The 14,505-nt window shown below is 75.1% G+C and carries 15 protein-coding genes; 9 read left to right on the top strand and 6 right to left on the bottom strand.

The features are described 5' to 3' along the window. The first annotated feature begins 19 nt into the window (after nucleotides 1-19). The 8 genes from ACQPXD_RS18470 (at nucleotide 20) to ACQPXD_RS18435 (ending at nucleotide 7,384) form a co-directional block, all read left to right on the top strand. On the top strand, nucleotides 20-1,102 hold the full coding sequence (locus ACQPXD_RS18470; RefSeq protein WP_432840037.1) for a Gfo/Idh/MocA family protein: 1,083 nt from the start codon (nucleotides 20-22) through the stop codon (nucleotides 1,100-1,102). 103 nt (nucleotides 1,103-1,205) lie between these two features. Continuing rightward, nucleotides 1,206-1,796, top strand: a complete 591-nt coding sequence (locus ACQPXD_RS18465) for a TetR/AcrR family transcriptional regulator (protein WP_432840035.1) — start codon at nucleotides 1,206-1,208, stop codon at nucleotides 1,794-1,796. Between the two features lie 150 nt (nucleotides 1,797-1,946). Further along, nucleotides 1,947-2,786, top strand: coding sequence for an alpha/beta fold hydrolase (locus ACQPXD_RS18460; protein ID WP_432840033.1), 840 nt, complete (start codon nucleotides 1,947-1,949; stop codon nucleotides 2,784-2,786). Between the two features lie 32 nt (nucleotides 2,787-2,818). Next, a complete protein-coding gene (locus tag ACQPXD_RS18455; RefSeq protein ID WP_432840031.1) occupies nucleotides 2,819-3,406 on the top strand; it encodes a TetR/AcrR family transcriptional regulator in 588 nt (195 codons plus the stop codon). Beyond that, nucleotides 3,403-3,849, top strand: a complete 447-nt coding sequence (locus ACQPXD_RS18450; protein WP_432840029.1) for a DUF4260 domain-containing protein — start codon at nucleotides 3,403-3,405, stop codon at nucleotides 3,847-3,849. The genes ACQPXD_RS18455 and ACQPXD_RS18450 overlap by 4 nt, the downstream gene beginning before the upstream one ends. Before the next feature lie 118 nt (nucleotides 3,850-3,967). Continuing rightward, on the top strand, nucleotides 3,968-5,338 hold the full coding sequence (locus ACQPXD_RS18445; RefSeq protein WP_432840027.1) for a S8 family peptidase: 1,371 nt from the start codon (nucleotides 3,968-3,970) through the stop codon (nucleotides 5,336-5,338). Between the two features lie 193 nt (nucleotides 5,339-5,531). Next, the gene (locus tag ACQPXD_RS18440; RefSeq protein ID WP_432840025.1) at nucleotides 5,532-5,813 is read left to right on the top strand and encodes a hypothetical protein; all 282 of its coding nucleotides are present in this window, start codon (nucleotides 5,532-5,534) and stop codon (nucleotides 5,811-5,813) included. Continuing rightward, the gene (locus ACQPXD_RS18435; protein ID WP_432840023.1) at nucleotides 5,810-7,384 is read left to right on the top strand and encodes an amidase; all 1,575 of its coding nucleotides are present in this window, start codon (nucleotides 5,810-5,812) and stop codon (nucleotides 7,382-7,384) included. Before ACQPXD_RS18440 ends, ACQPXD_RS18435 begins: the two co-directional genes overlap by 4 nt. Nucleotides 7,385-7,402: 18 nt before the next feature. Here the strand turns inward: ACQPXD_RS18435 and ACQPXD_RS18430 are convergent, their stop codons facing one another. After that, nucleotides 7,403-8,188 carry an IclR family transcriptional regulator gene (locus tag ACQPXD_RS18430; RefSeq protein ID WP_432840021.1) on the bottom strand — a complete coding sequence of 262 codons (786 nt, stop codon included), beginning with the start codon at nucleotides 8,186-8,188 and terminating at the stop codon, nucleotides 7,403-7,405. A gap of 180 nt (nucleotides 8,189-8,368) precedes the next feature. Between ACQPXD_RS18430 and ACQPXD_RS18425 the strand changes: the two genes are divergently transcribed. After that, complete coding sequence (locus ACQPXD_RS18425; protein WP_432840018.1) at nucleotides 8,369-9,181, top strand: IclR family transcriptional regulator; 813 nt, start codon at nucleotides 8,369-8,371, stop codon at nucleotides 9,179-9,181. A gap of 122 nt (nucleotides 9,182-9,303) precedes the next feature. On the opposite strand, the gene ACQPXD_RS18420 is transcribed toward ACQPXD_RS18425, so the two are convergent. From ACQPXD_RS18420 to ACQPXD_RS18400, 5 genes are all read right to left on the bottom strand, one after another. Beyond that, a complete protein-coding gene (locus ACQPXD_RS18420; RefSeq protein ID WP_432840016.1) occupies nucleotides 9,304-10,422 on the bottom strand; it encodes a VIT1/CCC1 transporter family protein in 1,119 nt (372 codons plus the stop codon). A gap of 986 nt (nucleotides 10,423-11,408) precedes the next feature. Next, the gene (locus ACQPXD_RS18415; protein WP_432840014.1) at nucleotides 11,409-12,818 is read right to left on the bottom strand and encodes an NAD(P)(+) transhydrogenase (Re/Si-specific) subunit beta; all 1,410 of its coding nucleotides are present in this window, start codon (nucleotides 12,816-12,818) and stop codon (nucleotides 11,409-11,411) included. Further along, nucleotides 12,818-13,114, bottom strand: coding sequence for an NAD(P) transhydrogenase subunit alpha (locus tag ACQPXD_RS18410; protein WP_432840012.1), 297 nt, complete (start codon nucleotides 13,112-13,114; stop codon nucleotides 12,818-12,820). The genes ACQPXD_RS18415 and ACQPXD_RS18410 overlap by 1 nt, the downstream gene beginning before the upstream one ends. Beyond that, a complete protein-coding gene (locus tag ACQPXD_RS18405) occupies nucleotides 13,111-14,229 on the bottom strand; it encodes an NAD(P) transhydrogenase subunit alpha (protein WP_432840010.1) in 1,119 nt (372 codons plus the stop codon). Before ACQPXD_RS18405 ends, ACQPXD_RS18410 begins: the two co-directional genes overlap by 4 nt. Nucleotides 14,230-14,253: 24 nt before the next feature. After that, complete coding sequence (locus tag ACQPXD_RS18400; RefSeq protein WP_432840008.1) at nucleotides 14,254-14,457, bottom strand: three-helix bundle dimerization domain-containing protein; 204 nt, start codon at nucleotides 14,455-14,457, stop codon at nucleotides 14,254-14,256. Between the last annotated feature and the right edge of the window lie 48 nt (nucleotides 14,458-14,505).

Here is a 14,505-nt window from a genome sequence, read left to right as displayed (position 1 = left end):
ACCAGGGGGAACGAACATCATGAAGCCGTTCAGTTACGCCGTCGTCGGCACCGGGTGGCGCTCCGGGGTGTTCCTGAAGCTGGCCCGGCTGCTGCCAGGCACGCTGCGGATCACCTCCGTGGTCAGCCGCACCGCCGAGCGGGGTGCCGAGGTCGAGGCGGAATGGGGGGTGCCCACCGACCGCACGCTCGCCGCCGCGGTCGCCCGGGAGCGGCCCGACTTCGTGGTGATCTCCGTGCCGCGGACCGTCGCGCCCGGCGTCGCCCGGGAGGCGGTCGGGCTCGGCCTGCCGGTGCTGTGCGAGACGCCGCCGGCCCTGGACGTCGACGGCATGCTGAGCCTCTGGTCGAGCGTGGGCGCGAGCGGGCTGGTGCAGGTGGCCGAGCAGTACCTGCTCCTGCCGGGGCACGCCGCCCGGCTCGCGCTGATCCGCGACGGGGCGCTGGGCACGGTGAGCAACGTGCAGGTGTCCTCGACCCACCAGTACCACGCCGTCTCGATCATCCGGCACATGCTCGGCGCCGGCTTCGCCGACGCGGAGGTGACCGCGCGGCGCAGCACGTTCCCGCTGGCCGACCCGATGCACCGCAGCGGGTGGAGCGACGACGTCACGCCCAAGCGGATGGGCAACACCCTGGCCCAGTTCGACTTCGGCGACGACCGGACCGGCCTCTACGACTTCACCGACAACCAGTGGCACAATCCGCTGCGCGGCAGCCGCATCGTCGTGCGCGGCAGCACCGGCGAGCTCGTCGACGACCACCTCGTGCAGCTGCGCGACCCGCGCACGGTCGTCGAGTCGGACCTGGTCCGCCGCCAGACCGGGCTCGACATGAACCTGGAGGGCTTCGACCTCGACCACATCTCGCTCGGCGGCGCCGTGCTGTTCCGTAACCCGTGGCAGGGCGCCCGCCTCGCCGACGACGAGATCGCCGTCGCGTCCCTGCTGGAGCGGACCGGGGCGTGGGCGCGCGACGGCGCCCCGCCGCCCTACCCGCTCGCCGAGGCCTGCCAGGACCACCTGCTCGCCCTGGCCGTCGAGGAGTCCCTGGTGGCGGGCGCGACCGTGCGCACCGCCCGCCGGCCATGGGCGGAGGGCTGATCCCCGGGGTGCCGGTTGATAGGGTGCCGTAGCGCTACGTAGTATAGCTTTATGGCTAATACATCGGCTCTTTCCTGGCCGGCTCGTCCGGCCGTCCGCATCGGTGCCTAGGGCCGGCCTCACCCGCCAGGCCGTGGTCGAGGAGGCCGAGCGGGTGGTCGACGAGCTGGGCCTCGACGGGCTGACGCTGGCCAGCCTGGCCGAACGGCTCGGGGTCAGGCAGCCGTCCCTGTACAAGCACATCGAGGGGGTTGCCAGCCTGCGCCGGGCCATCACCATGCGGGCCGCCAGGGAGGTGACCGAGGCCCTCAGCCGGGCCGCCGTCGGCCGGTCCCGGGGTGACGCCATCATGGCCATGGCCGGCGCCCAGCGGGCGTGGGCCCGCGCCCACCCGTCGCGCTACCAGCTGGCCCAGGTGCCGCCGGTGCCGGGGGACACCGAGCACGAGCGGGTCGCGGAGGACTACCTCAAGACGCTCACCGCCGTCCTGTCCGGCTTCGGCCTCGCCGACGCGGATGCGATCGACGCCATCCGCTGCATCCGCTCCGCCCTGCACGGGTTCGTCAGCCTGGAGTCGAGCGGAGCGTTCGCCATGCCCTACAACATCGACCGCAGCTTCCGCCGCCTGGTCGCGGCCCTCGTCGACGCCCTCGAGCACTGGAGCACCGAGCCGGACGCGGCCGCGCTCTCCTGACGCTCGGCTCCGCCCCCCACCAGCCGCCCATCCGGCCCGTCCGGGTGGGCGTTTTGTGCATGCTGCCCCAGGCCGCCCCTTGAGATCCCCTAGGCACTAGGCTATAAATATATCTCGTCAGGCTATTGGCAATAGCTTTCTGGAGGGGACATGACCGAGTTCTTCGACATCGAGGGCGGGCGGATCGCCTACGACGTGGCCGGCGAGGGGCCGCTGATCGTGCTGTCGCATGGCCTCGGAGACCGCCGGCAGGCCTACCGGTTCGTGGTGCCGGAGTTGGTGCGGGCCGGGTTCCGGGTCGCGGCGGCGGACATGCGCGGGCACGGCGAGTCGAGCCCCGGCGCCTGGAAGTCGATCTCCCGCACCGACGTCGCCGGCGACCTGATCGCCCTGATCAGGCACCTGGGCGGCGGTCCGGCCGTCATCGTCGGTCACTCCCTGTCGGGCGGGTCCGCCACCATCGCCGCCGCGACGGCGCCGGAGCTGGTCAGCGGCATCGTCGAGATCGGACCGTTCACCAAGAAGGTCGAATACAGCCTGGGCGGGCTGGTGCGAAACCGGCGCTACCGCAGCGCCACGCTGGCGATGACCGGCGTGCTGCTGCTGCGCAGCCTGGACATGTGGATGCGCTATTTGGACGTGGCCTACCCGGAAAAGCCGGCCGACTACGACGCCTACATGGCGGGGCTGCGGGCCAAGCTGTCCGAACCCGGCCGGAAGGACGAGTTCCTCAAGACCCTGAAGACCTCCCCCGCCGACGCGGCCGCCCAGCTGCCGCACGTCTCCTGCCCGGCGCTGGTCATCATGGGCCTCGAGGACCCCGACTTCGCCGATCCCCGGGCCGAGGCCGACGCGATCGTCGCCGCGATGCCCGCCGGGACCGGCGCCGTCAAGCTGCTCAAGGGGGCCGGGCACTATCCCCACGCGCAGTGCCCCGACCAGATCGCCGGGCTCATCATCGGCTTCCTCCGGGAGCGCGTCCGCGCCTGAACGGATCCGCGGCCGACTGCAGGGGAGCGCAGGTGCCCAGGGGTGGCCTCGACCCGGCCGCGGTCGTCACGGCCGCCGCGGACCTCGCCGACGAGGTCGGCTTCGCCGGCCTGACCATGGGCCTGGTGGCCGGACGGATCGGCGTGCGGACACCGTCCCTCTACAAACACATCGACTCCTTGGACGCCCTCAAGCGGGGCATCTCCGTCCGGGCCAAGCGCGAACTCGGCGGCACACTGGCCCGGGCGGCCGTCGGCCGGTCCGGCCCGGAGGCGTTCCGCGCGTTCGCCGACGCCTACCGCCGCTGGGTCCTCGACCATCCGGGCCGCTACGCCGCCACCGCCCGAGTGCCCGCGGCCGGCGACGAGGAGGACCGTCGCGCCGGCGACGACGCCCTGCAGGTCCTCCTCGACGTCTCCGCCGGCTTCGGGCTGCGCGGCGCCGACGCCATCGACGCCGCCCGCGGGGTGCGGTCGGCGATGCACGGCTTCGTCAGCCTCGAGGCCGCCGGCGCCTTCGGACACCTCGGCGAAACGGCCCGCAGCTACCGCTGCCTCGTCGACGCCCTGATCACCGCCCTGCACACCTACCACTCGACCCCCTCCGGAGAACCGACGTGACCATCGCCGAACCACCCGCTGACCGGGAAGTCCCCGCCCCGCACTCCCCCGATGTCCCGGCCGGAACGCCCGGCGTGGTCACCGGCCGGCCGCTGACCTGGCTGCGGGTCGAAGCCCTGTGCACCGCCGTGGCCGCCCTCGTCGTCTTCGCCGGCACCGGGCAGCCGTGGTGGCTCGTCCCGGCGCTGTTCCTCGTCCCCGACCTGTCCTGGCTCGCCTACGTCGCCGGCCCCAAGGTGGGCGCCTGGTGCTACAACCTCGCGCACAGCGCGCCGCTGCCGCTGGCGCTGCTCGCCGCCGGGGCCGGATGGCACCTCAGCGCCCTCGTCGTCGCCGGGGCCATCGGCCTGCTCCACCTCGGCCTCGACCGCGTCCTGAAGTACGGCCTCAAGTACGACCACGGCTTCGGCATCACGCACCTGGGAGTCAACGGCAAGCACTGACCGCGCCGGTCGGGGCCGGATTTCGCTCCATGTGCCAGTTGACGGCGGACCATCTTGATCCATAATCATTGATACATCGATGCCGATCCGGCTAGCCTCCCCGCCAAGGAGGGGCCAAATGAATCGATTCCGTTTGGTGGCGGTCGTCTCGGGGGCCGCGGCACTGGCCGCGGCCACACTGGTCGCGCCGGGGCCGGCGCAGGCCCGGGTGCCGGACGGCGGGGAGCCGGAGCAGTACATCGTGCAGTTCAAGGCCGGCGCCGATCGCGGCGCGGCGCTGCGGACGCTCGGCGCCCGGTTCGGCGTGGTGCTGACCGATCAGCGCGAGCTCGCCGTCGGCGGGCACGTCGTCACGGCCAGCCGGCGCACGGCGGGGCTGCTGGCGGCGCTGCAGGCGCGCGGCGAGGTGGAGTCCGTGGAGCCGGACACGCGGATGTACGCGCTGGCGACGCCGAACGACCCGAACTACCCGCAGCAGTGGGACTACTTCGAGCCGACCGGCGGCATCAACGTGCCGGGGGCGTGGGACCTCGCCACCGGCACGGGCGTGACCGTGGCGGTCATCGACACCGGCAAGACGACGCACCCCGACCTCAACGGGCAGTGGCTGGCCGGCTACGACTTCATCAGCAGCTCGGCCACCGCCCGCGACGGCAACGGCCGCGACGCCAACCCGCAGGACGAGGGCGACTGGTACTCGGCCGGCGAGTGCGGCCAGACGACCGCCGAGACCTCCAGCTGGCACGGCACGCACGTCGCCGGCACGATCGCGGCGCTGGCCAACAACGGCGTCGGCGTGGCCGGCATCGCCTACAACGCCAAGATCCTGCCGGTGCGGGTGCTGGGCAAGTGCGGCGGCACGACCTCCGACATCGCCGACGCGATCGTGTGGGCCTCCGGCGGCTCGGTGTCCGGCGTGCCGGCCAACCCCAACCCGGCCAAGGTCATCAACCTGAGCCTCGGCGGCAGCGGCGCGTGCGGGGTGACCACCCGGCTCGCGATCAACTCGGCCGTCAGCCGCGGTACCACCGTGGTCGTGGCGGCGGGCAACTCCAACGCCAACGCCTCCGGGTTCACCCCGGCCAACTGCCCCGGCGTGGTCACGGTGGCGGCGACGGACCGCGACGGCAACCGGGCCTTCTACTCCAACTTCGGCACCACCGTCGAGGTGGCCGCCCCGGGCGGCGAGGTCCGGCTGGAGACCGAGCCGGCCGGCACCCGCTCCACGCCGCAGAACGGCATCCTGTCGACCCTGAACGACGGCGCGACCACCCCGGGCAACCCGATCTACTACACCTACATGGGCACCAGCATGGCCGCGCCGCACGTGGCGGGGGTCGTGGCGCTGATGCTCAGCAAGCACCCGTCGTTGACGCCGGCGCAGGTCCTCTCGGCGCTGCAGGCCCACGCCCGGCCCATTCCGGGCACCTGCAGCGGCGGCTGCGGCGCCGGCCTGGTCGACGCGGCGGCAACGGTCGCCGCGGTCTAGCCGGGCCGAACCGGCCGGTCAGGGCCGGGTGCCGCGCGGCGGCACCCGGCCCGCGACACCCGGCCGGTGAGCGGGCGAACGCATCGAGAAACGTGATCGTTACGGCGGCGTCGCGGGGGAGAAACCGGGCGGCGATGCGATCTTCGTCGTGGCGGCCGGTGCCGCCGCGACCGTCGCACCGCGGAGGATGCACATGGCCATCGGTCCATCATCGCTGTCCACGGACGAGCTCAACGCCTACATCGTCGCCCGGCTGACCGTCTCCGGGATCGACCTCAGCCTCCTGCCCACCTCCCCCGACCCGGCCACCGGCGCGCCCACCCGGGCCCAGGTGCTCGCGTCGCTGCGCTCGTTCGTGCTGAACAACCCGGCCGCGATCAACACGTGGCGGCCCGGCGGCGGCGACCCGGCGCTGAGCCAGCAGCTGTCGGCGCCGCTGGAGTACCCTTCGATCACCGAGGCGTGGACGCGATGAGCCGGGAACTCAACCGGCGCGCGTTCCTCGCCGCCACCGCGGGCGCCACCGCCGTCGCCGCGCTGCCGGGCGGTGCCGCCGCCGCATCGCCGGGCCTGGCCGGGCCGTCGCGGCCGGTCGAGCTGCCCGACGTCGCGGTGCGGCCCGAGGCGCGCAAGGACCCGACCGAGGCGACCCTCGCCGAGGCCGCCACGCTGCTGCGCAAGCGCTGGCTGAGCGCGGCCGACCTGGTCGAGGCGCACCTGGACCGCATCGCCCGCTTCGACGGCGTCTACCAGGCGTTCAACGCGACCCTCCCGGACGCCGCGCGGGCCGCGGCCCGGGCCGCCGACCGCCGCCGGACCGGGCCGCTGAGCGGGATCCCGCTGTGCATCAAGGACAACTACTTCACCGCCGGGGTCGCCACGACGGCCAACTCGTTCGTCTTCGCGGGGTTCGTCCCGGCCTACGACGCGACGGCGGTCGCCCGGCTCAAGGCGGCCGGCGGGATCGTGATCGGCAAGGGGCAGATGGGCCCGCTGGCGACGACCCGGGCAACCACCCCGAACGGCATCGTGACCACGGTGAACGCCTGGACGCCGGGCGACCCGTCGGTCGACCCGGGCGGCTCCTCGACCGGCCCGGCGTGCGCGGTGGCCGGCCGGATGGCGACGTCGTCGATCGGCACCCAGACCGGCGGCAGCATCGTCAACCCGTCCAACCAGCAGAACCTCACCGGCCTCAAGCCGACCATGGGCCGCACCTCGATCTACGGCGTGATCCCGCTGTCCTACACCCGCGACCACTCCGGCCCGCTGGCCCGCGACGCGCTCGACGCGGCCATCATGCTCACCGTGCTGGCCGGGCCGGACCCCAACGACACGCGCACGCTCGGGCTGCCCGCCGTGCCGGACCTCATCACCGCGGCCCTGCCGGTGCGGCGCAAGGGGCGGGTCGCGCTGCGCCGGCCCACCACGATCGGGGTACCGCCGGACTATCTCACCGGCGACCCGGCCGTGGTGGCGCCGCGCCGCGCGTTCCTCGACGCGCTCGGGTCGATCCCCGGCGCGCGCGTCGCCGACGTCACCTATCCGGCCGACTGGGGGCTGCTCACCGGCACGTTCAACAACATCCGGCTCAGCGAGCGGACCGAGCCGTTCCTGCCGTACCTCCAGCGCGACCCGAAGCTCTTCGGCGTGTCGCTGCTGAGCTGGCTGCAGGGGCTGTTCCTGTCCGGCGACGAGTGGATCACCGGGCAGCGGGCCAAGCACCACCTGCTGCGCGAGGTGCTCGACGGCGTGCTGAACCGCTGCGACGTGCTGCTGCAGACCGGGCCGGTGCCGTTCGACATCCTCGGCCTGCCCGAGCTCGGGCTGCCGATCGGCTTCGCGGGTGCGGTGCCGGTGGGCACGATCCTCGGCGCCGGGCCGTACGAGGAGGACCGCCTGCTGGAGGTGGCCGCGGCCTACCAGGCCGTCACCGACTGGCACACCCGCCGGCCGGCCGACCCCGCTCCCGCGCCCGCGGCCCGCGCCGCCGCGGCGCCCCGCCCGCGGCTCACCCCCGAGGAGGTCGCGGCGAGCACCGCCTGACCCGCGGACGCTCACCGCCTAGTCCAGTCGCGCCGCTCCGGGCCGTTGCACCAGGACGGACGCGGCGGCGGCGATCCGCCGGTGGATGCCGTCGGCGGCCGGATCGTCCGGCCCGCCGGGCGGCCGCACCCGGACCAGGGCGGCGACGGGGCCGCGGCGGCCGAAGACCGGCACGGCGACCTCGATGACGCCGTGGTCGCCGTCGCCGCGGTCCTGCGCGTACCCCAGCCGCCGCACCCGCCGCAGCTCCGCGGCCAGGGACCGGGCGTCCACCGGCGCCCGCGGGTCGCACCGCGGCAGCGACCCGACGGTGGCGCGCCAGCCGGGCGCGGCGGCCCGGGCGGCGATCAGGACCCGGCCGCGGGCCCGGCAGTGCGCCGGGACCGGCCGCTCGTCCCAGGCCAGGTCCGCGTGGCGCGGGCCGCGGATGGTCTGCACCACGAGCACGTCGTCGCCGTGCGGCACGGCCAGCGCCGTCAGGTCGCCGGTCGCCTCGTAGAGCTCCACGAGGCAGGGCGTCAGCCGCCGGCCGAGTTCGCCGTCCGCGCGCCCGCGGACCAGGTCGGCCAGCCGCGCCATCCGGGGCCCGATGCGGTAGCCCCGGCCCTGCGCGACCACGAGGTCGTGCGCGCACAGCGTGGCCATCAGCCGGTCGGTGGTCGTCTTCGGGATGCCGGTCAGCCGCGACAGCGCGGACAGCCCGAGCGGCCGGCGGTCGCTCGCCATGGCCTCCAGCAGCACGATGGCGCGGTTGAGGATTTCCAGGGTGTACTGCCGGGAGCCGGACGGGCTGGTGGGGTCCATGACACGCCTTCGCGGACCGGTCGGGTCGCAACCATCCTGCACACCGTCAGCCATCGAGCACAATCGCTCAATGCGGGTGAGCCGCCCGCGCGCGCCGCCTCACCCGCCGCCGCGGTGCTTTTGTCCCGGGCACCGGAACGGGCGCTGGCGCCCGGGCCGGGCCCCGCCCACGATGACCTCGTGCCGCAACCACTCGTGCCGCAACCGGTGGAGACCATCGGCGAGGGGGTCGTCGGTCGCGCCCTGCGGGTCCTGGGCGAGATCGCGGCCAGCCCGGACGCCGCGCCGCTGTCGCTGGCGGAGCTGGTCCGCCGCACCGAACTGCCCAAGACGACGGTGCACCGGCTGGCCGGGGCGCTGCAGCAGCAGGGCTTCATCGAGCGCGACCCGGCCGGCTACCGGATCAGCGCGAGCGGCCTCGCGCTGCCCACCCGCGCCGCCCGCGACGACGCGCTGCGGCGCACGACGATGCCGCACCTGATGGAGCTGTACCTCCAGGTGCGGGAGACGGTCAGCCTCTGCGTGCTGCACGGCGGCCGGGTGGTGCACCTGGAGACCCTCTTCGAGGGCCGGCACCGCCGCCTCGTGCAGCTCACCGGGGTCACCGGCCCCGCGCACGCCACCGCGGCCGGGAAGCTGCTGCTGGCCTACCGGCCACCGCCGCCGGACCGCCCCGGCCCGGACGGGTCGCTGACCGCGTTCACCGACCGGACCATCACCGACCCGGCCGAGCTCGCCGTGGAGCTCGCCCGGGTCCGGCGCGAGGGCATCGCGTTCAGCGACGGCGAGCACCTGCCCGGCGCCGTCGGCATCGCGGTCCCGCTGGTCGGCCCGGGCCGCCGGCCGGTCGCCGCGATCGCGGTCGGCGGCCCCCGCGCCCGCATCGACCAGGCCGCGGTCGCCTCGCAGCTGCGCCTGACCGGGATCGCCGCCTCCGCCGCGCTGTCGCCGCACCACCGCCCCCCGGCCCAGCGCCGGGGCGGGCCGGCCTGAGTGCCGAGCGTCTACCCGCCGCCGCTGTCGCCGCACCACCGCCCCCGGCCCAGCGCCGGGGCGGCCGAGTGTCGTGCGTCTACCCGCCGCCGCTGGCGAGCGACGTGCGATGCTGCATCAGCTCAGCTCAGGGAGACCCCGATGAGGTGTCCGACGCCGTAGGTGACCAGCGCGGCGAGGCCACCGGCGGCGAGCTGCCGGACGGCGGAACGCATCGGCGCGCGGCCGTTGAGCGCGCCGATGCCGGCCCCGACCGCGGCCAGCGCCAGCACGAACAGCACGACGGCGGCGACCAGGGCGGCGGTACCGCCGCCGATGAGGAAGGGCAGCACGACCACGAACGCGCCGGCGGCGAACGCGAGCAGGCTCGACAGCGCCGCCGACCACGGCGACCCGAGCGCGCCGGGGTCCAGGCCGAGCTCCTCGCGGGCCAGGGTGTCCAGCGCCACCTCGCGGTCGGCCATCAGCCGGTCGGCCAGCCGCTCCGCCTCCACCCGGGACAGGCCCTTGGCCCGGTACAGCAGCACCAGCTCGTCGCGCTCCTCGGCCGGGTTCTCGGACAGCTCCTGCGCCTCCAGGGAGAGCTCCCGCTGGTACATTTCGCGCTGGCTGGACATGGACACGTACTCGCCGGCCGCCATGGAGAAGGCGCCGGCGAGCAGCCCGGCGACGCCGGCGAGCAGGATCACGGTGCGCGACGAGCCGGACCCGGCGAAGCCCATGACGAGCGCGGTGTTGGACACCAGCCCGTCGCTGACGCCGAAGACGGCGGCGCGCAGCGAGCCGGACCGGTCGCCGCGGTGCCACCGCTCGCGGCGGGCGATGCGGGCCTGCGGCTCGGGCCGGTCGCCCTGCACCAGCGCGGCGAGGGTGCGGGCGTGGCCGCGCTCCTCGGCCGCCATCGACGCGGCGGCGTCCGGCTCGCGGTCGTAGCGCCCGGCGTCGGCCTTCTCGGCCCGCTCCACCAGCGGCAGCACCGACGCCACCGACCAGGTCCGGGCCACCAGCCCGAGCGCGCGGGTGCGCAGCGTCACCGGCGAGCGGTCGGGCACGTCGGCGCCCGCCTCGCGCAGCTTCGCCTCCCAGTGCGCGGCGTGGCGCCGCTCGACCCGGGCGAGCTCGGCCAGCACCTCCCGCCGCTCCCCCGTCTCGGCCGCGGCGAGCCGGTCGTACAGTTCCGCGGCGTCCCGCTCGCTGGCCAGCAACGACCGCCACCGCGTGACCTCTTGATGGGCATTCACAACATCAAGTGTGCCCCGCCCCGGTACGGCCCGGCCGCTCAGCCAACCCTTACCGACCCCACCCGCGCGCGCCCCACCCGCACCCCGCGCCAGCGCCGCCCCATCCGCGCCCCGCGCCCGCCCCATCCACCCGCGCCGCGCGCCCGCGCCACCCCACCCGCGCCGCGCGCCCGCGCGGCCCCATCCGCGCTCCGCACCGCCGCCCGCCCCCGCCGCCCCGCCGCCCGCGCACCGCCCCGCCGCCCGCGCACCGCCCCGCCGCCCGCGCACCGCCCCGCCGCCCGCGCACCGCCCCGCCGCCCGCGCACCGCCACACCGCACCGCCGCCCGAGCACCGCCCCGCCGCCGCCCCGCCGCCCCGCCGCCGCCCCGCCGCCGCACCGCCGCCCCGCCGCCGCCCCGCCGCCGCCCCGCCGCCCCGCCGCCGCCCCGCCGCCGCCCCGCCGCCCCGCCGCCGCCCCGCCGCCGCACCGCCGCCGCACCGCCGCGCTGCCCGCGCACCGCCGCGCTGCCCGCGCACCGCCGCGCTGCCCGCGCACCGCCGCGCTGCCCGCGCACCGCCGCGCTGCCCGCGCACCGCCGCGCTGGTGCGGCAGCAACTCTCCGCGATCATGCGCGCGGCGCTGGTGGCGCGCGGGTTTTTCATGATCGCGGAGACTTATGGTACCAATAGGTACATATTTCATCCACGATCATGAAAATGTCGTGTGCGGAGCTGCGGCCCGGCATGATCACGGAGACTTATGGTCGGCGTGGTGGTCGCAGCGGCCGTCGGCCGCGGCGGCAAAGCAGCGCGGGACACGAGCAGCGCGGGACACGAGCAGCGCGGGACACGAGCAGCCGCGCCGGTGATGCGCGGCGCGGCGGTCCTGTGCTGTCGGCGGTCGCTCCTGTGGCCGCGGGCAAGGCGACGAAAGTGCCTCCCCGGTCGGGTGCGCCGTAGCGGACGCCCGGCCGGGGAGGCAGCGGAATGGAGCGGTGCGGGGTCAGGCGACGAAGGTGCGCACCGCCGCGACCAGGGCGGCGAGGCCCTGCTTGGCGTCGGCGAAGAGCATGCCGGTCTTCGGGTCGGTGTACAGCTCGTTGTCGATGCCGGCGTAGCCGTGGCCCATGGAGCGCTTGATGACCACGATGCTCTTGGCCCGGTCGACGTCGAGGATCGGCATGCCGGAGATCGCGTTGCCGGAGCGGCGGGCGGCCGGGTTGGTCACGTCGTTGGCGCCGACCACCAGGGCGACGTCGGCCTGCGGGAACTCCGGGTTGATCTCGTCCATGTCCTTGAGCTGCGGGTACGGCACCTTCGCCTCGGCCAGCAGCACGTTCATGTGCCCGGGCATGCGCCCGGCGACCGGGTGGATGGCGTACTCCACCGAGATGCCCTGCGTCTCCAGGACCGTGCCGAGCTCGGCCAGCTCGTGCTGGGCCTGCGCGGCGGCCAGGCCGTAGCCGGGCACGATGATGACCCGGCTGGCGTAGGCCAGCTGCAGCGCCACGTCGTCGACGGCCACCGACCGGACCGAGCCGCCGCCCGCCGCGGTGCTCGCCGTGGCCGCGTCGCCGGTGCCGAAGCCGCCCAGGATGATGTTGGGGATGGAGCGGTTCATCGCGTCGGCCATGAGCTTGGTCAGGATGCCGCCGGAGGCGCCGACGAGCGCGCCGCCGACGATCAGGCTGGGCTCGCCGAGGACGAAGCCGCCCATGGCGACGGCCGTGCCGGTGAAGGCGTTGAGCAGCGAGATGACGACCGGCATGTCGGCGCCGCCGATCGGCAGGACCATCGTGACGCCGAAGGCGAGCGCCGCGAGCACGAGCGCGGCCAGGGCGACCCGGCTGTCCGGGCGGGCGATCAGCCAGGCGGCGCCGCCGGCCATCACCAGCCCGAGCGCGAGGTTGAGCGCGCGGGCGCCGGGGAACACGATCGGCCGGCCGGGCACGATGCCCTGCAGCTTGCCGGCGGCGATGAGCGAGCCGGAGAACGTGACAGCGCCGATGATGATGTCCAGGGCGGCCGGGAGGCTGACCCGGGCCGGCAGGCCGGCGGCGCCGGGGTGCAGCAGGTCGGCGACGGCCAGCAGCGCGGCCGCGCCGCCGCCGACCGCGTTGAACAGGCTGACCAGCTGCGGCATAGCGGTCATCTGCACGCGCCGGGCGGTGTAGAGGCCGGCCGTGGCGCCGAAAGCGGCGGCGACGATGAACACGATCCACCCGGTGGTGGTGATCGCGCCGTCGGCGACGAGCAGCACGACGGCGGCCAGGACGGCGGCGGCCATGCCGGCGGCCGAGAGCTGGTTGCCGCGGCGGGCCCGGGCCGGGTGGTTCATCAGGTGCAGGCCGAGCACGAAGCAGGCGGCCGCGGCCAGCAGGACGTACCGCATGGCGGTCTCGACGGCGCTCATCAGGGCTCGACCTTTCTGGCGGGCTTGAACATCTGCAGCATCCGGTCGGTGACGGCGTACCCGCCGACGACGTTCATCGCGCCGAACGCCACCGCGGCGAAGGCGACGGCGTAGCCGACCGTGTCGCGGGCGGACGCGGTGATGAACAGCGCGCCGACCACGACGATGCCGTGGATGGCGTTGGCGCCGGACATCAACGGCGTGTGCAGCGTGGCCGGCACCTTGCTGATCGCCTCGAACCCGACGAGCAGGCCGAGGACGAACACGGTGACGGCGGTGAGCAGGTCGAGGTTCACGGGGTACCTCCGTCGGCGGGAACGGTGACGACGACGGCGGCGGCGATCTCGTCGGCCGGGTCGATGGTGAGGGCCCCGTCGCGCACCAGGTGGGTCAGCAGCGCGGCCACGTTGCGGGCGTAAGCGGTGGAGGCCGCGGGCGCCATGCCGGCGGGCAGGTTGCCGGCGCCGACGACGGTGACCCCGCCGTCGGTGACCACGGTCGTGTCCGGCACCGAGCCGGCCACGTTGCCGCCGAGTTCGCCGGCGGCGATGTCGACGACGACCGCGCCGGGGCGCAGGTTCTTCAACGCCGCCTCGGTGACGAGCACCGGCGGGCGCCGGCCGGGCACCTTGGCCGTGGTGATGACCACGTCGAAGCGCCCGATCTGCTCGTCGAGGGCCCGCTGGAGCCGGGCCTGCTCGTCGGCGCTCAGCGCCCGGGCGTAGCCGCCGGCGCCGGTCGCGTCGCCGACGCCGAGCTGCAGGAACCGGGCGCCGACCGACTCGGCCTCGGCCCGGCTCTCGGGCCGCACGTCGTAGGCGGTGACGACGGCGCCGAGCCGGCGGGCCGTGCCGATCGCCTGCAACCCGGCCACGCCGGCGCCGAGGACCAGCACCGCGGCCGGCCGGATCGTGCCGGCCGCGGTGGTCAGCATCGGGAAGAACCCGCCGTAGGTGGCGGCGGCCAGCACGGCGGCCCGGTAGCCGGCGATGTTGGCCTGCGAGGTCAGCGCGTCCATCGACTGGGCCCGGCTGAGCGTGCGCGGCAACAGGTCGAGGCTGATCGCGGTGACGCCGCGCCCGGTGAGCCGGCGCAGCAGGTCCGGATGCTCGGCCGGGGCGAGCAGGCCCAGCAGCGTCTGGCCCGGGCTCAGCCCGTCCTCGGCGTCGTCGGGGGGCTGCACGCAGGCGATGACGCCGGCGCCGCGGTACACCTCGGGCCGCGACACCACGGTCGCACCGGCGGCGGCGTAGGCGTCGTCGCCGAACCAGGCCCCGTCGCCCGCGTGTGTTTCCACGAGCACGCCGATGCCGGCCGCGGCCAGCTTGGCGACGACATCCGGGACCAGCGCGACGCGCCGCTCGGTGCGGGCGCGTTCCCGCAGTATCCCGACGATCGTTGACCCGCCCATCGCGGTCACCTTCCTCTAAGAAAATCAGCGCATCCGGTCCAGCACGCGCTTCGCGTCGCGCTCGACGAGCAGCGGGACGAAGGTGTGCACATTGGCGTCCTGGTAGCGCCGCTCGATCTCCTCGACCGTCCGGCGGATGGTCTCCTCGTCGTGCCGGCCGGCGTAGCGCTTGCCGAGCCGCTTGACGAGGTGACGGATGGCGTGCTGTTCCAGCAGCGGGACAGTCATGGCTGCTCGCCTCCCTGATGGATGCTTCGACGCCACTCTGCGCCGGGG

The organism is Dactylosporangium sp. CA-092794, assembly GCF_050948465.1.
Classification (GTDB): domain Bacteria; phylum Actinomycetota; class Actinomycetes; order Mycobacteriales; family Micromonosporaceae; genus Dactylosporangium.
The sequence above is the reverse complement of the archived record's forward strand: the minus strand, read 5'-3'. Positions and strand labels throughout refer to the sequence as shown.